This window comes from Microcoleus sp. B7-D4, from assembly GCF_036705125.1.
Lineage (GTDB): Bacteria > Cyanobacteriota > Cyanobacteriia > Cyanobacteriales > Microcoleaceae > Microcoleus.
Genome location: NZ_JAUBTT010000131.1, coordinates 1 through 18,383 on the forward strand (window position 1 = coordinate 1; position 18,383 = coordinate 18,383).

Annotated in this window: 15 protein-coding genes; 11 read left to right on the forward strand and 4 right to left on the reverse strand. The window is 43.3% G+C overall.

Features of this window, described 5'->3' with window-relative positions; translation table 11 throughout:
• Positions 1-106: 106 nt before the first annotated feature.
• The 7 genes from QUB12_RS33380 to QUB12_RS33410 all read left to right on the forward strand — a co-directional run bounded on the left by QUB12_RS33380 (position 107) and on the right by QUB12_RS33410 (position 8,827).
• Entirely contained in the window at positions 107-565 is a 459-nt protein-coding gene (locus QUB12_RS33380) for a hypothetical protein (RefSeq protein WP_333310477.1), read from the forward strand.
• A 904-nt stretch (positions 566-1,469) separates the two neighbouring features.
• Positions 1,470-2,822, forward strand: a complete 1,353-nt coding sequence (locus QUB12_RS33385; protein ID WP_333310479.1) for an aminotransferase class I/II-fold pyridoxal phosphate-dependent enzyme — start codon at positions 1,470-1,472, stop codon at positions 2,820-2,822.
• A 77-nt stretch (positions 2,823-2,899) separates the two neighbouring features.
• Complete coding sequence (locus QUB12_RS33390) at positions 2,900-3,517, forward strand: GNAT family N-acetyltransferase (protein ID WP_333310481.1); 618 nt, start codon at positions 2,900-2,902, stop codon at positions 3,515-3,517.
• 133 nt (positions 3,518-3,650) lie between these two features.
• Positions 3,651-6,098: a non-ribosomal peptide synthetase gene (locus QUB12_RS33395; protein ID WP_333310483.1), complete on the forward strand. Its 2,448-nt coding sequence runs from the start codon at positions 3,651-3,653 to the stop codon at positions 6,096-6,098.
• 37 nt (positions 6,099-6,135) lie between these two features.
• Complete coding sequence (gene panD / locus QUB12_RS33400) at positions 6,136-6,579, forward strand: aspartate 1-decarboxylase (RefSeq protein WP_333310485.1); 444 nt, start codon at positions 6,136-6,138, stop codon at positions 6,577-6,579.
• Positions 6,580-6,584: 5 nt separating this feature from the next.
• A complete protein-coding gene (locus QUB12_RS33405; protein WP_333310487.1) occupies positions 6,585-7,775 on the forward strand; it encodes a multidrug effflux MFS transporter in 1,191 nt (396 codons plus the stop codon).
• Between the two features lie 5 nt (positions 7,776-7,780).
• Positions 7,781-8,827 (forward strand): hypothetical protein, encoded by a 1,047-nt coding sequence (locus QUB12_RS33410; RefSeq protein ID WP_333310488.1) that lies wholly within the window; start codon positions 7,781-7,783, stop codon positions 8,825-8,827.
• Positions 8,828-9,314: 487 nt separating this feature from the next.
• On the opposite strand, the gene QUB12_RS33415 is transcribed toward QUB12_RS33410, so the two are convergent.
• The gene (locus tag QUB12_RS33415) at positions 9,315-9,530 is read right to left on the reverse strand and encodes a hypothetical protein (protein WP_333178684.1); all 216 of its coding nucleotides are present in this window, start codon (positions 9,528-9,530) and stop codon (positions 9,315-9,317) included.
• Positions 9,531-10,148: 618 nt separating this feature from the next.
• On the opposite strand from QUB12_RS33415, the gene QUB12_RS33420 reads away from it, so the two are divergent.
• Both QUB12_RS33420 and QUB12_RS33425 read left to right on the forward strand, forming a co-directional pair.
• Positions 10,149-11,078 (forward strand): hypothetical protein, encoded by a 930-nt coding sequence (locus QUB12_RS33420; RefSeq protein ID WP_333310490.1) that lies wholly within the window; start codon positions 10,149-10,151, stop codon positions 11,076-11,078.
• A gap of 242 nt (positions 11,079-11,320) precedes the next feature.
• Positions 11,321-11,620 carry a hypothetical protein gene (locus QUB12_RS33425; protein WP_333310492.1) on the forward strand — a complete coding sequence of 100 codons (300 nt, stop codon included), beginning with the start codon at positions 11,321-11,323 and terminating at the stop codon, positions 11,618-11,620.
• Between the two features lie 29 nt (positions 11,621-11,649).
• Here the strand turns inward: QUB12_RS33425 and QUB12_RS33430 are convergent, their stop codons facing one another.
• Entirely contained in the window at positions 11,650-11,793 is a 144-nt protein-coding gene (locus QUB12_RS33430; RefSeq protein ID WP_333310494.1) for a hypothetical protein, read from the reverse strand.
• An 884-nt stretch (positions 11,794-12,677) separates the two neighbouring features.
• Positions 12,678-15,857 (reverse strand): DUF4347 domain-containing protein, encoded by a 3,180-nt coding sequence (locus tag QUB12_RS33435; protein WP_333310496.1) that lies wholly within the window; start codon positions 15,855-15,857, stop codon positions 12,678-12,680.
• A 233-nt stretch (positions 15,858-16,090) separates the two neighbouring features.
• Between QUB12_RS33435 and QUB12_RS33440 the strand changes: the two genes are divergently transcribed.
• Both QUB12_RS33440 and QUB12_RS33445 read left to right on the forward strand, forming a co-directional pair.
• On the forward strand, positions 16,091-16,477 hold the full coding sequence (locus QUB12_RS33440) for a hypothetical protein (RefSeq protein WP_333310498.1): 387 nt from the start codon (positions 16,091-16,093) through the stop codon (positions 16,475-16,477).
• Between the two features lie 15 nt (positions 16,478-16,492).
• Positions 16,493-16,885 carry a hypothetical protein gene (locus QUB12_RS33445; protein ID WP_333310500.1) on the forward strand — a complete coding sequence of 131 codons (393 nt, stop codon included), beginning with the start codon at positions 16,493-16,495 and terminating at the stop codon, positions 16,883-16,885.
• A gap of 24 nt (positions 16,886-16,909) precedes the next feature.
• Here the strand turns inward: QUB12_RS33445 and QUB12_RS33450 are convergent, their stop codons facing one another.
• Entirely contained in the window at positions 16,910-17,758 is an 849-nt protein-coding gene (locus tag QUB12_RS33450) for an arylamine N-acetyltransferase (RefSeq protein WP_333310502.1), read from the reverse strand.
• Positions 17,759-18,383 lie beyond the last annotated feature (625 nt).

Below are 18,383 nucleotides of genomic sequence, written 5' to 3' on the forward strand. Positions count from 1 at the left end.
ATTTCTTAATGTGGCGGTTGAGCGAGAGCGAGGGGAAAGAAAGGGCGATCGCACTCCGGTTTGTTGATATGTTTGGTAAGGATGCAAGTGCTGCGTTTGAGGTGAAATGATGCCATTGAGAGCATTTTTTGCAGGTCGAGAGCTATTAGCCCCTCTGATGTCCGATGAAGAATGGCTCAATTTGAAAGCTCAGCGCCCAAAAGTTAGACTGTGCTGTTGTGACTCAACTGGATACTTACGCACGTCTAAACTCGGCACTAAGCATTTTGTTCACGGCAAAGACAGGATTTGTAATTGGGCCTCGGAAACGTGGCAGCACCTATTAGCCAAGACTGAAATTGTTCGAGTCTGCCAGCAATTTGGCTACGACGCAAAAACTGAAGTTTCAGGCTCTGATTGGAGAACGGATGTTTTAGCCACCAAAACAGACCGGGGAAAGTTAATCAAGCTAGCTTTTGAGGTGCAGTGGAGTCCACAAACTTTAGAAGAAACTGCTGCAAGGCAAGCCAAATATCAGCGGCATCCGCTGCTGCTGGCTGTGGAGCAAACTTCCTACATCTCCTGATTTGAGTTGCCAAGACTTACCTAAGTTACGGTATGAATCAACTTTTCGCTTTTAGTTACAAAAGGCTTTTCAGGATTTCTGGTGAAAACGGTAGTGTCAGCCTCTACCTCACTTCGGCTTTCGGGCATTTCCCACGGGAAGTTTTATTTTTATTACCCGCTAAAACTCACCAGAGCCGGGGCTTTAGCAATCCTTACTGGCAGTTTACCGCCAGTGTGCCATCTGCTACACCGGTTTTTGGGAAGCTTAGGAATTTAACAAGGTTGTCACCCCGTGAAGCCATACAGTGTTTACTTTTCCGACTGATTCATTATGCCCTGGTAATAAATACTGATTGCTTTGTCATCTATCTATGGTATGGTGTGTTTGTCCGATAGCACTTAATCAAGAAGCCATAGGGCATCAATATTCTCGTCAGCAACTCTATACAACTCTCTAGTAGACGAATAAATTGGCTGTTCTCAATTGGTGGTGGAAACGGTAGTGTGAGCGTCTCGCTCACAGGCTTTCGGGTCTATATCACGGAAAGTTTTATTTTTACTATCACCTAAAACTCGGAATATCCTTACAAAACTCACCCTCCATAGGGCTTATAGCCATCCCGAAATCTTTAATTCATACCTGTATTCAGCAAAGCCAAAATTCCTAAGTAATTCTGTAGTCATGGCAAAGATCCGACTTTTCCGACTTTATGATCCGACTTTTCCGACTTACATAGGCAGTGCCTTGTCCCTACAATTAATCTGACGATGGTGACATCCATCATCGAGTGTTCATGATTATTTTGGGTAGGTCAACGGCTTTGCCGTCCTACGAAGATTCTGAGCGAACCTCAGAATGACAATTATCAGCCGTTTTTAGTATACAAGTAACCACCTATAAATTCACAAAAGGATACCAAAAAATGACATTAGAAAAAGAAAGCTTGGAATTACTTCAAGAAGCACTGGCACGACTCGAAGAAGGTTTTGATAGCTTACCAAAATTCGATCGCTTTCCTAACCTAGACGCTCTGCGAACGGTGCTGTTGGAAGTCGCAGAGAGAATGCAAAACAATTATCCCTATCCCCATCCCCTCTACGCTGGGCAAATGCTTAAACCGCCCACAGAAATTGCCCGCCTTGCATATACGCTATCGCTTTGGATCAATCCCAACAATCATGCACTTGATGGTGGGCGGGCTAGTTCGGCAATGGAGAAAGAAGCAGTGGCAGAAATTGCCAAAATGTTCGGTTGGGGAACCCATTTAGGGCATCTGACAAGTGGCGGGACAATGGCGAATTTAGAGGCTTTGTGGGTGGCAGGAAATTTACAACCAAACAAAAAAGTCGTCGCATCTAGTCAGTCACACTATACCCATTCCAGAATTTGCGGTGTGCTTCGCATTCCCTTTCAATCTGTTCCCTGTGACAGTCACGCTCGGATGGATGTAGCAGCCCTGAAAAAACTTTTACAAGAAGATGATATTGGCACGGTTGTTGTTAGCATCGGGACGACCGCAACGGGTTCTGTCGATCCCCTACCAGAAATTCTCGAACTTCAGGCTGAATATGGGTTCCGTATTCATGCCGATACCGCCTACGGCGGTTACTTTATCTTGGCAGATCATCTTGATGCCGAAGCCCGAGCCGCTTTTGACTGTCTCAAACAGGTTGATTCCATTGTTGTCGATCCCCACAAACATGGACTCCAACCTTATGGTTGTGGTTGTATTCTTTTCAAAGACCCTTCTGTTGGGCAGCTTTATAAACATGATTCACCCTACACCTATTTTAGTTCTGAGGAACTACATTTAGGTGAAATTAGCCTGGAATGTTCCAGGGCCGGTTCATCGGCAGTGGCACTTTGGGCAACTCAACGCTTATTACCTCTAATTCCAGGCGGTGAGTTTGCTGGTTATTTGAGTAAGTCGAGAACAGCAGCACTGACTCTGTTTGAGAAACTGCAAAATGATTCACGATTTATAGTAGCTTTCCGGCCACAATTGGACATCGTTGTTTGGGTTGTCAAATCTCAGAGTGCGAGTGAATCTTCTCGATTGGCGAAAGAGATTTTTAAAGTTGCGGAACAGGAAAACCTCTACCTAGCTTTAGCTAATTTACCGAAACAGCTATTTTTAGAAACTGGAGAAGGAATTAATTGGGATCAAGAATCTATTACCTGTCTGCGTTCTTGTTTGATGAAACCCGAACATTTAGATTGGATTGAACAAATTTGGCAAATACTTGATGCAGTAACTACAAAAGTATTAGGATGATCTGTGTCAATAGCTACTGAGGACTGTGAATTCTCTCCTATTTTTAAGCTGTAATTAGTTGTAGTTTTATTAAATATATGAAGTTTCTCAATAAAGATACTAAAATTTCATTCCACAAGATGCAGCATAGTGATATCGAACAGACCGCTACTTGTATCTCCCAGGTTTTTTCAAGTTGTGAGCCTATGGCTAAAGCCCTTAAAATAAATTTTAAGGAGTTTTATCGGTTTGCTGTACCTGTCTGTCAGAAAGCAGCCGATGAAGAAATCTCAGTAATTGCTAAAGATAAAAAAACAGGGGAGGTAGTGGGGTTCATTATTTCTGAGGATTTTCTGAAAGTCGCTCCTGACTCCTTGGAGGGTATTGATAATAAGTTTGAATTGGTTTTCAGTTTGCTGTCAGCATTGGAGGAAAATTACAGAAAATCTAATCTGGTAAAAGCCGGACAGATACTGCATATTTTTATGCTGGGAGTTCAAGAGAAATACAGTAAAAGACATATCGCTACAACCTTAGTGGCAGAAAATTTGAACTTAGCTAAACAGTTTAACTTTGAAATTGCTATTGCGGAGGCAACCTCAGTTGGTTCTCAGAAATTATTTGGTAATTTGGGATTTACGACAGAGTTTTCCATAGAATATAAAAGATACAAGTTCAAGGATAAGCATATTTTTAGTTCCATTAAGAAACCCTAATTGCCTGTTGATGTCCCGCTATATAAAGGACTTACCTATAGACAACTGGTAGAGGTAATTCCTGAATTATGTTTAAGTAAAGACACTATTAACAGCTTCCTTATTCCAAATTAATAAGACCTAATTAGCAAAAATGGACACTGTATCAAACCATTGCATTCACCATCTCTTCCAAGAACAGGCTTCCAAAACCCCGGAAAAAATCGCCCTTGTCATGGAGGACAGAAAGCTCACCTACTCAGCAGTCAACAATCGAGCTAACCAGCTTGCAAACGCGCTGCGATTACTTGGGGTAGGGCTAGAAACCCCAGTGGGCATCTGTTTGCGACGATCGCCAGAAGCAGTGGTCGCTATTCTGGGAATCTTAAAAGCAGGCGGTGCTTACGTCCCCATAGATCCAGACTTCCCAGAAGCCAGAAAAGAGTACATTATTGCAGATTCTGGCTGTGGAGTCCTGATCACAGAAAAATCTCTTCTGAATAGCTTTTCCCCCTTTAAAGGGCAGATTCTCCTGGTAGACGACGAATCTTTATTGCAACAAGACAGCAGCAACCCAAACATTGCCGTTTCCCCCGATGCCTTAATGTACATTTTGTACACTTCCGGCAGCACCGGCACCCCCAAAGGCGTTTGTGGAATTCACCTAGCCACTGTTAATCGCTGCATTTGGATGTGGAATCAGTACCCTTTTACCTCTGACGCAGTGTGCTGCCACAAAACCACCCTCAACTTTGTAGACTCGGTTTGGGAGATTTTTGGGCCATTGCTCAAAGGAGTAAAAGTCGTTATTCTTCCCCACTCCTCAAATGCCAATCCTCAAGAAATGATTGACTTCCTTGAGGATGCCAAAGTGACTCGCATCATCCTTGTGCCATCCTTGCTACAGGCACTGCTCAACACTCGCCCAGATTTGGGGGAATCCCTTCAGGCTCTTAAAATTTGGACGGTAAGCGGCGAGCGACTGACGCGAAATCTATTGGAGAAATTCAGAGCAAGGGTGCCTCACGGGATTTTGCTGAATCTCTACGGAAGTACCGAGGTAGCAGGTGATATCACCTGGGCTGAGTTTGCGGGGGATATAGGAAACTTAGAACCCGACGTGCCGATCGGTCAACCTATTCTCAATGCCGAGATTCACATCTTAGATGAGAATTTGCACCCAGTAGCCCCAGGTGATGTAGGCGAATTGTGGGCGGGAGGTGCTGTGCTAGCACGCGGATACCATAAAAAGCCTCAAGAAACCAAAGCGCGATTCATCCCCAATCCGTTTTCTGGCAACGGGATTCTCTTCAAAACAGGAGATTTAGTAACCAGAGACAAAAATGGCGTAATTTATTATATCGGTCGGGTGGACAATCAAGTGAAAATTAGGGGATTTCGAGTAGAACTAGAGGAGATTGAAAAAGTCTTGGCGCGGTTCCACCCAGAAATCTCCAATGTCACCGTTATCGTTCAACAAAACGAGGAGGTACTGGAAACAACACAGCTAGTGGCGTTTGTGGTTTCTTCTACAGTTATTAATGTGGATGCAATAAAACAGTACGCCCTTTCTCAACTGGCACATTATATGGTGCCAACCCGAATCATCGCTGTAGATGAATTGCCCCTGACTCCTAATGGTAAAGTCGATCGCCAAGCTTTATCTGGGATGAGTGGGTGGAGGTTCAGAGCCATTGATTCAGAACAACTGCCTCAAACCGAAACAGAAAATTTACTAGCAGACATTTGGCAGAATATGTTTCTTGTTTCTTCTGTTAGCAGAGACGATGATTTCTTTTACCTGGGGGGAGATTCTTTGTCTGTTGTGTTTTTCCTAGAAAAACTGAAGCAGGAATTTGGGGTACGCATTCCCCTTTCCAACTTTGTTCATGAGTCGTCCCTCGCATCTTTAGCAAAGCTTTTCGACACATACAAACAGGAAAAACCATCTTGGGTAGTTGAAGTGTGCTTGAATGATGTTGAAATCGTTGCGTTCGAGGAGCAATATTTAGAACAGACTGTGAAATTAGTCAGCGAATCATTCACTTCAAGAGAACCCTTGGGAGTTAGCTTGGGTCTTCTGAAAGAAGATTTTAATATGTTTTCTGAAATAATATGTAGGAACAGCCTGTCCGAGAGTTTATCCTTCGTGGCGTTGCATCGACTTTCTCGAAAGGTGATTGGATTTTGTTTGTGTGAAGATTTTGCAAGTTCTCGGACAGGAGAATTTGAGATACCTGAGTTCTTGAATCCAATTTTTGCGCTCTTGGATTCTCTAGATAAAATGTATCTCAAAAGTTACGGGGAGGTAAAAGTCGGAGAGATTGTCCATGTCTTTATGTCCGGCACGTCTTCTCATGTAGAAGGTACTGCTATTATCTTAGCTTTGGAAAAGAAGATACTTGAAGTAGCCGCAAGTTTGAATTACAAGCGTGGGGTGACAACTTGTACCCATTCGGTTACAGCCTATATTGCTCAAGAGTTGGAATATCAACGAAGATATGCCGTCCAGTACGAATCTTTTGAGTTTGAGGGCAGGCGCGTTTTTTCTAATGTTCCTGCACCTCATAAAGAAGCAGTGCTGTTTGAAAAAGTGCTTTAAAAATAATCATCCCATTGACAAATACAGGAGAAAAATAATGACTAGAATTAGAATGATGCACGCCAAGCTACATAAAGTGCGCGTAACGGATGCAAATGTTAATTATGTCGGCAGCGTCACCATTGACAGTGAATTGATCGATAAGGTGGGAATTATACCTTTGCAGGAGGTGGAGATTTGGAATGTTAGCAATGGCAACCGCTTGTCAACCTACGTGTTGCCAGGAGAGCCTGGAAGTAGTGTGATTTGTCTCAACGGTGCAGCAGCTCATTTGTGCGCTCCTGGAGATTTTGTGATTATTGCTGCCTATGAAGAATGTGATCGCGCTGAGGTATTCCGCACTGGACACGAGGCGCGAGTGGTGATTGCCGATCAACACAATCGCTGTAAACAGTTTTTTTCGCAAACTTTAACTCCCTGCCAGGGCAAACTTCTATTTCACTCCGAGGCAAGCGAAACACCAGCAACTCCCAATAGCTAGATAATATGCAGTTTAAACCTAAATCCGTAGGCTTCACAATAATCCTTGGTGTGTTGGCTGCAATGCTACCGCTATCAATAGATATGGGACTACCAGCATTTCCTGCCATTGGTACTTCACTAAATGCCTCCCCTGCGACTGTGGGGCTAACACTCAGTCTATTTATGGTTGGCTATGCTATATCGCAACTCGCCTTTGGTCCATTATCCGATCGCTACGGGCGCAAACCAATCTTAATCATAGGCTGCGGACTTTTTACATTTGCCAGTGCTGCTTGTGCGATCGCCCCATCAATTAATGCTCTCGTAGCTTGGCGCTTTTTTCAGGGTGCTGGTGCTGGTGCTGGTATGACGTTGATGCTGGCAATGGTTCGCGATCTGTTTGAAGGTGCTACTGCTCGCGCCCAACTTTCCTACATTAGCCTAGTGATCAACACAGCACCAATCATTGCACCAACCATTGGTGTGGGAATATTGGCGATTTCTAGCTGGCGAGGTATCTATGGGTTATTAGCTGTAGGAGGGCTAATACTTATACTGACTATTGCACTCGGACTTGATGAGTCAATTAAAAGTCGGGATCTAAATGCTATCAAACCACATCGGCTGATCGGAAATTATCTGCGTGTTCTTAATAACCGAGTTTTTATTGGATATGCTCTTGTCGATGCACTCAGTTTTGGATGTCTGTTTGCTTACGTTGCAGCTTCATCACTTGTAATGATCAATGTTCTAGGGATATCAACAACAACTTATGGGTTGATCTTTGCTTCAACGGGTATTGGTATCGTAGCTGGGTCTTTTATCAGTGGACTACTGAACAATCGCGGTGTGCCATCACCAAGATTGCTTGGCTTTGGGTTAGCAATATCTGCCACCTCAGCTATTACACTTGTATTAGTTTCGATGACTGGTGCTGCTCAGTTACTTACACTATTACCTCTGCTCATCATTAACACCTTTTGTTATGGGCTAATCGCACCTAATGCTATCCATCATGCACTTGAATCAGTAGAAGATATTGCTGGTAGTGCCGCCGCATCGATCGGCTTTTTAGAGATGTTGGCTGGTTCATTGGCAAGTTTTCTAGTTAGCGTTTTCTTTGATGGACACACCGTGAATGTAATGTCTGAGGTAATGGCATTATTTGCGATCGCTTCCCTTGCTATATATTCTAAAATGCAATTTCATAAATAAACATCATGCCTAAAAGAATCTTGAATTTAGATGCTAGTTTGTTGTTACCCTGGCCTGAAGATATCTCATCAACCTATGATTTGAATGAGTTAGAGAGAGTGAAATTAGGTAAATTAATCAGTGTATTTAAAGCATCTATAGATGCACCATCAAAAGAAGAATCTGCAACTAAACTAAGTCAAGCTTACTCAATGCTTGGCTCACTTGAAACATTTTTTTCTCACAAATACTTGACTTTCTCAGGTTCTTTAAAGAAAGGGGAGATTGAGGATTATGATTTTTACTTTGATGTGAAGCGATCACAAACTAAAAAGTCTCCTGTATTTTTAGTCATAAGAAGTATCCTCATGGCTTATAAAACATTCTTAAATATGAGATACTTTAGTCAAAACAATGGAGTAGACGATCCCCATAAGGCTTTATTAATTTGGAAAAGATATCATTGGCTTTTCTTTGTTTTTACACAAGGAAATATTCTTTGTCTGCTGCATTTTAAAAAAGAGATGAGAAAAGAAAATATGGTGCAGGTAGGAGCTATTCTCATCTCGATGTCTCGATTAATGTTAGCATCAGGTGCATCAATGTTATTTGCCGGAGAATCACAACCTCAAGAATACGAAAGTAAAGTTCGCCCCACAATGATGCCTCCTAATGTTAATTCTCCTGATTTTAGTGGCATGATGTCTTACGATCATGCTTATCTTATTAATTCATGGAATAAAGAAAAAGAACTGTTCAAATTAATACCTTCATTTCTTAGGCCGGCGTATGAAGAATTTCTTGACTCTCACCAATTTCTGGCTTTAGCTCATAAATTTGTGTGCCATAAATATGGAGGAGATATGACAGGAAGCTTAAGAGAACAAAGAGTTACTGCCTTAGAAACTCTTGAGAAAATCAACGCTTCACGACGCAGAGCCATCATCATCAGCGATCGTCAATTATTAAATCCAGATAGTAGATTGAGATTAACCGAGGAATCTGAATATGAAGAATATGTAAAAAGCGGCTTAAAATGTTATATCCAATTGCTAATTAAAAGTTGTAATTAGCAATTGTTTTAAAGTGTCAAAAAATAGAAATAATCATCTTGTATATAGCAATCCTAAATGATTCAGATAAATTTGTAGGGGTAGTGCTACCCCTACTCCCCGTGCCTACCCCCTATCTATCGGGCAACCACGGGGAGTAGGGGTCGGATTGCCCCTACAATAATTATGCAAATGATTTAGGATTGCTATATTTGACCTTGTGAAAATAATGATTTAGAACACAATACGGTTCACTTAACCCTCTTTTGTCACTCTGGGAAATTTAAAATTACATCAGAGTATAATGTTTGACATCAGCAAAAACTGTTAGAAATAGAGCATTTAGCTGTTTTCCAAAAAGTAAGCACTGTATATCAAACCAGCACTCATAAATATCTAAAATTCTGATAGTCTTCTTGGCAGGCTTTTTTTACGCCTCACCGCTCATGCCTCCCACTTCTTTGAACTCAGAACTCGATCGCTCCAAAATCGATCTGTGATCATCGCTCTAAATCTTGCCTTCAAACCTCTGATGCCAGAGGATATACCCCGACACGGTAATAACCAGAGTGATGCCTCCTCCTACCCAAGCCAGCATAGGATTGTAACCGCTACGGCTGAGGGTCTGCATCCATAGATGGGTGCGATCGGAGGATATTAACCAATCTGCGACCACCGGAAAAAGATACATCAAAGATGCACCAACGATAAGCCAGCCCACCATAGAGGCGACCAGAAAGATAGTTTTGGCTGTAGATTGGCTACCCATGAGCAATTGCGGTAAAGAACTAACTTTGAGATTAGCTCTTGAGATGCGTTATGTCAGCACACCTATGCGATAATCGTGGCCGCGACCAAAGGGACGTTACCGATTTACTTGATGGGATGTTTTGACCCCCGACCTCCAATCTAAAATCTAACTGTATCTAAAAAATTCTCTCAGTAAAAAAAACGAGGGGATTTTCTGACAGTCCATAAAAAGCCAAACTACGCAAAGATGGGCGTCAGGGCGCGTCAGTATCTGTCAAACCTGGGGAGATTTTGCCTGTGTTTTAATCCCTAATAGGGTTTTAGGTTTTTTCCGGCTTAAGCGATGCCTGTCAGTTCAGCGATCACCCAATTCAAGCTTATGCTTTAAGCGCTTTAACCAGCCATAAGTCACAGAGGCAAGAAAACTTGGGGAGCTACTACAAGTTATTAGCAGCAGTGACCAGAGGCTTAACTTTCCGGTACATAGTCGCCGATGGTAATGCAAGGGTTTTGCCCTATTTTAGCCCAAATCCTTGCACCTGTACGGGCGGGATGACCCCACCCCTACCAATGATTACACCGAAAACTGACGGTGATCGCAGACTTATTCACCAAGCCCTTAATAAAAATTATCAAATTAAGTACGGAAAAGCCTTACTTTTTCTTGAAAAGTGTTTACAAAATATTAAGGAGTAAATTTACGCAAATGTTTGCACGAAAAAAATTCTATCTTTTTATTACTTTAATCTCGCTAACATGTAGTTTTCTAGGCTTCAACAATAATCCCGATCTTGCTATAGGCGTTATAAGTCTTAGAAGTGGAGTATCTGTAGAACAAGCGTTAGCAAATGGCTGTCGAGATAGTAGAAGTTTGCATACAATCGTTGGAGAAGCACTAAAAAATCCACTTATCGGTACAACAACTAAAAATAAATTGTCGAATATTACGTCGATTCGTAATAATTGGGTGACATTCGACTATGTAACCGATCATAATACATGGGGATTTCGTGGGCCTACTATTTCAGGCGAAGTAAAGACTATGATGGAAGAAGGCGAGCTCCTCTACAAAGCTAGAAGATTTAGTCGAGATATTAACTTTTGGCTTACAGATGGGCCACAAGTTTTACCACGCCCAATAAGTAAGGATGACATGACTTGGCACAATAATATGTCTTTGTCTTTACAAATACTTGCCACATCAAGTAGTGATGAACCCAAAAGCCAGTTCGTTTCTGTAGCTCTTGAAGAATCTGTGGCTGAATCATTTGTGAGTAGTAGCGCTAAAGGAGATAATCGAGCAGTTTACAAATTTCAAATGAATCCACAATCTCCTATTTTTGGTATGCAAGAGTGTGATGTAAAAAAGGGTGAAGTACAATTCCAAGTGCCGGGGGGAACACCGATTCGTAATTTGCAACGCAAGAAGTTACTTAATGGTGGTAAGTGGAGCAGTTGGGAAAAATATGAGAATAAAAGTTGGATTCCTGTAAATAATGAAGATAAAGATGAACTTAGATAACATGGGTGTACTTATTTTGATACTCGCATTGTCTTCAGGTTATGGAAACCTGAAGATAGAATTCAGATTGGTAGATTTTGTTTTTCAGCAAAAAAATATTACAGTTTTCAGCGGTGGCAAACATATTATTTCTAACGCAACTATAGCCTTTCTCAGGTTTCTGGAGGTACAATATGACTAACCCTCATTGGCTGGAAAATATACAAAGCTAACAAAGTACCAAAAAACCAACGAAATTACCTATGACACTTGGCAAGCTTGAACTCATCATCAAAATTAACGAACTCCCGAATAACGTACAGACTAACAAGGACAACTGGAAAACCTTTGAGCTTGACTGTGACGATCGGGTAGTGTCCGTTACGGTTAAGCCAAAAATATGGAAGAAGCTTGAGGATGCTGCTACCAACTATCCCATGTGGGTAGCTGCTATCGGTGGCAAGATGGGTGAATCAACCTCTAACGGCTTTGTGCTATCAGACCCAAATATCCAAGTCTTTGAGAAAAAACCCAAAGAGCCTAAACCTGAAGCAGAGCAGTGAGGTTTGATCGGCAGTTGGTGGCACGTCGCTTAGAGCGGACGATCGAGCTTAACGAATTCTGCAGGCGACCTCCCGATGGTGCTCGCATCCCGTTCATCTGCGGCACGCTCGATCGCATCTTCCAACACTGCCACAACTTCCTCTTTCGCCATTTTGTACGAAACGGCGGGCAAATGGACTGAGATGTTAGCCTTCCCCAGTCAGATTCGTTGGGAGGGACAGACATTCTGACATCAAACTCCAAACTTTATGAATTCAATTACATCTTGAACGGTTTGGTTTTCACTCGTGTATACTGCCTTACCTATTTTGAAAAATGTGGGAGCCAATTTCCTGAAAAAACCGCTACTAATAGCTTTGGTTTCTTCACAAACTGTGTCTAATCAATATCTTCAATAAGTAGATGTTCTTGAGTATCTTTCATGCTCTAAACCTGCTCTATAGTTCAACAATTTCAGAATAACGCTCCCGGCTCGGACGAGAAGCCCGATCGCACTTGGAAGAAAAATTTCGGGATTTGATAGAAGCCGTGACCCAAACTGGTCAATCAGAGACTGACGATCGAACGACCGATTCTGACTCTCTACCGGAAAAGGGCGCTTTTACGGCTAGCTGACTAACCAGGATTAGAACAACACCGACTAGGATCGCCGGACAATTAGAACAAAGCCTAAAAGCACTCAAAACCTTTTGTAGACGGGAAATAGTACACCCGCCCTGCCACGGCGGAAGGTGTCAGATTAGGTGCTGAGTGCTGACGCGGGTTGCGATTCTGGCAGAAGTGCGATCAAAACTTCTTTACATTTATCCTGCTAAATGTAAGGTATCATTCAGGGCGGTAATACAAGATAGTGTAACGTGAGTAAGAAAAATAAAAAAACAACCGTAAGACATTGTAAGACGTAGACAAGATATGTCAGACAAGGAATTTATAATTTTTCTTTATCGCGTCGAGATTCTAGAAGTGCTCGACTAGGCAGACAGCACTACCATTTAACTACTTGCGGGACATATTAGTAGAGCAAAGATTTCTCTATTCCTCGCCCTACTAACAACCTTAAAGCAGAGTAATTGTAGTCGATGCCGGACTGCCGCTCGAACCTGAGCCCAAGCCCAAATTCACCACCCCACCAGTTAAACCAGGAAGATTGTTAATCGTCAGACTAACGCTAGTTTGACCGGGATAAAAGTTCACAGTGCCGGACGAAGGATTCACAGCAGATGGACTAATTTTGTAGTCTACGTTGTTCACAGGTTGACCTCCACTAGGGTCAACAATCAAATAGTCCACCGAAGCCGAAACCGAAATATCGCCAGTCCGATTAATCGTAACAACTCCAGTACCACCATCAATAATAGGATCTGGAGACGAACCGTAAGAGAAGAAAGTTGGAGGCACAGCATTAGAAATCCCTTGATATTCAATGTTCCGCACCAGGTAGTCAGAACCATCGCTTTTGAAAGAAGTGGCGGCGTAGGCAGCGGTAGGGCTATCGTAGGCTTTGGTGGAAAACCGCAGTTCGTCAAAAGTAGCGCCGGTCAGAGAGTCTCCTACTATCTGGAATTTGAAATTGCCATCGGTGCGATCGCCAATGAAAGTAGCTCCATCTGAAGACCGAGTGATCGGTTTTGGAGCGCTCGGAGCGTTGAGGCGAGCGATCGTAAAATTGGTGGCTGGTACCAGAACCCCATTATTAAAGATTTGCAGGAAACCAACTTCATTGCCTTGATCGCCCAATCCTGGACTTGTTTTGGGACTTAATGCACTGAGGTCGATCGTTGTGCTAGTGATGTCTTGGTTATCTGCCCATTTCACCTTCAGCGCCTGAGATTGATTGGTGTTGGGGTTATGGTTGATTTCTGCCCGAATTTTCCTGGCGTCGGTGAACCAACCATCATAAGAGGATGGGACACCAATACCAGCAACAGCGCCGTAGCTCAACCAGCTTTTAGGGTTTTCATTCGTTGCTAAGGTGAGGTTGCTGATGACATTCGGGTTAAGGTAGTCAGTTTCAAAACCATCAAAAGCTATCCCAGACAGTTTGATGCCTTGATTCTGGGCGGCATTCGGCCATTGTGTGATCAGGTCACTAATGCTGCTGTAATTATTGGTTTGACCCAAAGAACCAGTAATAGTCGTTTGCGTGACTGTAGGGTTAAATTCATAAGCGCCAATATCAACGATCGCACTTCCGTTATTATCACCATCTTGAGGGCGACTGACACCGCGCTGATCAGCCGCCGGCGCGCCCGCACCAGTACCAGTATCAATTGCCGGACTTCCTGTTAGCAGCGGCAGCACGAAAGCGCCGTTAATATTTTCCAAAGGGCCGAGTAAGGGGTCTGCGATCGTCACATTTGCCGTAACATTACTATCATTAGGATCTCCCACGGTCAGTGTAGCGGGAAATTGAAGATTGTTTCCCCCATCGATGAGCTCCCGTCCAGTGTGCTGCCTAGTTTTAAAAGGATTACTTGCCGTATTCCTATCAAAAATCGAATTCTTGACAGTAATTGGCGATTTCACAGGGTCGTTAAAAGTACCAATACCTCCCGAAAATTCAGCGGTATTTTGAGCAAAAGTCGAATTGACGATGTTAGTCGAAAACGAATCTCTGTTAGCGACAAGCATTCCTCCGCCCTGCTTAGCAGCGCTGTTGCCGGAAAATGTACTGTTGACAATGCTGATATTTCCATTCTCTCCTGACCACAAACCGCCCCCATTATCTTCAGCTTGGTTATTAGCAAAAGTGGAATTTGTTACAGTAAGTTCGGTATTTCCGTGACGAATTGCGCCTCCCGAACCTCCAACTCCGGCTAGATCCTTAACAGCTTTATTGTTAATAAAAGTGCTATTTTCCAAAACTATCTTATCTTCAAGATAGCCAAATAAAAATCCCGCTCCTCCTTCTCTCGCTCCGATATTGCCATCAAAAACGCTGTTGCGGATAGCAATAGTTCCGGCAACTGGGCCAGGGGTTGCATTCGGCCCCGAAGCATTAGCGCCATCGACGTAAACTGCCCCGCCAACGCCTTTATCTGTCACGTTGCCGGTGAATTTAGAGTTTTCGATCGTCATGCTGCCCAACAGGTTATTAACAGCACCGCCGTAGCTGCCTTTGTTGTTGGTAAATTCGCTATCTCTAATAGTCAGAACACCGCCGCTTTTAGTGGCGATCGCGCCGCCACCACGTTCGGTATTATCCGCTAGCGAACCATCATTGCCACTAAACTTGCTGTTAATGACAGTCGTCGTGCTGCGAAAACCCGTGTAAATGCCGCCACCAAAACCCGCCACATTATTATTGACTTGGCAATTTTCTAAAGTTAAAGTGCTGCTACCTCCTGTTTGAATGCCACCACCGGCGCTAGTTGTCTGATTATTGGGGTCAGTACCAGAAACTTTGCCGTTGGCAATAATCAGGTTTTTTAGAGTAACATTTGTTGCATCTTCTGTGAGAATGACCCGCGAAGTATTGTTGCCACTTATGGTTAAATTAGCTGCACCAACGGCATCAATTGTCAAGTTTTTGTTGATGACAAGTTGACCAGAAGTGAGAGTAATTGTTTGGCCCGCAAGAGTGGAGGCAAATTCAATGGTATCGCCGGCTGCTGCGGAGGCGATCGCATCTCTCAAGGAACCAGACCCGCTATCATTATTGTTGGTAACGGTAATAGTTGCTAAAGTTCCTTGATAATCCGCCATTGCCTCTGGAGTCAAGGCTAGCGGTGCTTCAATGTCACCCTTGGCAAACTCCAAATTCCAGTTACCACCGCGGCCAGTGCGATCGCTAGATGCAGCAATATCAGCCCCGGTTAACTCGCCCAGGCGAACGACAAAATCGCTTCCCGAACCCGCCGCAACATCGCAACCGTAAAGCACAATATCTGCTTTCTCGCTCAGCGCATTTCGCCACCCTTGCAACTGGCTTTCATATTGTGATAAATTATCCGCATTTAACGTTGCAGAACCTAGCTGCAAACTGCCCGAATTGCCGTGAGAAATAATGTGAACCGAGTCTATCGCCCCGTTAGTAGAGGCATATTTTTCCATCTCGGAGGTGATTTGTTCGATGCCGTTTTTGGTGCGATCGAGTATTACTACCTGCTGTCCCGGCAGCACTCCCGCTATAATTGACTCGTAATCTTCCACGCCGGAGTCAATGAAGACTAAGGAGCGCAGGGGCATTTTTTTAAAAGCAGATTGTGAGTTAACTTGAGCAAATGTAGAACTCATATTGGAGACTCCTTTCAGGGCATTATTGGTAGATACACCCCGGAGTTATCTCATCAAACTTATTTGATAAATTTGCGATTTTGGTAATTAATTTTTGTATGAATCCAGGTATTTGAATGGGGATAACAAAGCCTAATTGCAGTTAGCCTGAGTGGTCATCAGAAGTTATGCTAACTTTGTCCATCTCTCTAAGAATAGAGGCAGATTTTTGAAGTGCCGAGGTAATTTTCTCGATGCAGTCAGATTTACCATCCCCAATTTTGGAAACAAAATATCCACCTTCATTGATGCTGGAACCTTTGAATACAAAGCTTTTGGATGGGGAATTTGCGTATTCCGAGGCGGGAGTCGTTTCCCTTAAAGAAGTCAACATATTCCGTCCTCCAAAAGTGTGTTTAGCGGTAGATACAGCCTTGGAATCAGAGCTTCTGAAACTGCTAGCGACCTTATTTATTTCGCTCATTCTTATTTCACCTATCTATCAGTTTGCCCTATTTCTGCTGCACTGCCATCCGCAATCGCACGGAATTTATATTCGGCGTGTTCTCCCTGACTTCCGGCAAACGCGCAATTACCGATCGATTCGATATCCTGTTGGTGATACCACTTTCAAACAATAATTAAAATCTAGGCTTGTGCTTCAAACCTCGATAGCCATTAGTCATTCGGGTAGTGATGCACAGCAAGGGTTTAATATTAAATCAACAAAAGTCTGTGAGGTGAAAGTATGGAATGTTCTAATTGTCAAAGCGATTTTTTTATTAAAAATGGAAAGACTTATTACGGGAAACAGCGATTTCAATGTAAAAATTGTAGTCGTCAGTCAGATTGAGAATTCTCAATATAAGCAGATTTCACTTTCCTTGACCCAGTGCGTTACAGAAATCCTGTGCAAGCGACCGCAGTTGGTAGCTTTCCGACTCCTGAAAATCGGCTCTGAATTCCCAGCACTTCCTCTGCTGTTCAAAATCGACAGATACAGAGACGCAGGAAGTTACACCACGCGAGTCTTGTCGCCCTTGCCATAAATCGAGAGTTGCCCGCTTTCACCGTTAGGTCATCGCACACGATCGCTCAATTAATTGTTGTAACATCCCATCAATCTGGGCGATCGCTCCCAGGTTGAGACAAAAAACATTCTCAAGGGTAGCGCGGAACTCTGCAACCGTTGAAAGGACACGATGTTCTGTTCGACCATCCAAATAATGCACCGTAAACTGATTATTCCACAAGGCATAACGACAATTTGAATCCGGCTTTGCCACCATCAAGTTAGTAACAAAAATCGAGTTTGGATGAGTTGAAACGTACCAATTGCTCACCTCATAATCGGGTAATTCTTGCTCCTGAAGGTCGAATCTGTAAAGGGATTTCCAGTCCTGCTTGATATATGCTTGCATAATGTAGCTGCGATCCGTTGCGATCAATCGAAATGGTTCATGGGATGTAGGTTGTTCAATATCCGGTGTCAAAGCAAGTGGCGCGGTAAGCGTTAATCCTCCGAATCCCACATCTGCAATGTATGGCTCTCCATCAATATTGACCCCCAGCACCATGTGACTGCGAGGTGCGATCGTCCCGGATGGCAAATTCCACAGCACGCGAGCTGCTAGAAGAGTTACCTGAAAGCCAAGAGCAAGCAAAACAGCCCGCAACAATGAGTTTTGCTCAAAACAATAGCCGCCCCGTCCCTGGTTGATGAGTTTTTGTTGCAAGGATGCTAAATCCAGCTTCACAGGTTGTTTCAGGAGTGAATTGAGGTTTTCAAAGGCGATCGTTTGGGAATGTCGCTGATGAATTTCCTGTAACGTTGTCAGCCTGGGTGAGCAGTCACCACTATAGCCAATTCGTTGAAAATACGCATCAAGGTCGATCTCAGTCAGCGGTTGTTGTAATTGCATATTTTATTATCAGAGTCAATGCTGAGTTTCTTCATGGGGAATAATTAATTATTATGTATCCAACGTTCCTTCATGTTTAGCATCAGAGAAATCTATGATTTCGATCGCTTCTTCACGTCGAATCATCCGCTTCCCCCGCCGATCGACTAAAACATCCCATCCAGCATCTCGGTAACATCCCCCTGGTCACTCGATCGATTATCGTCATACACCATCAAAGTGTTTAAATTCCTGTGCCTGCTGAGTTTCTAAACCTTCCGTACATCCCCGTCTGTTGCGTCCAGCGCGGCTGTGATAACACTGTGTCTGATGCGGTGGGGGAACATCTGCTTAATCAGGGTATGAAAAAAATAAGTTGAAAATCCCGAAGTTTTGTGGATGCTGGTTTCTCTGACTTGCCTATTAGCTTTTCATACCCTAAATCAGCAACGCCATTTAATTCTGGTAAGCCAAGTTAACGATCTTCAAGTCCCCCTTTTGTTGGCGTAGCCTGTCCAAAGGACATAGGGGGATTTAGGGGGATTTAGGGGGATTTAGGGGACTGGCAGCACCACTTATCTGAACGCAAACTGCTGTTAACTTCTGACCCAGAGAGACTTGGGCATCAAGCAATGTAGATGTTTTG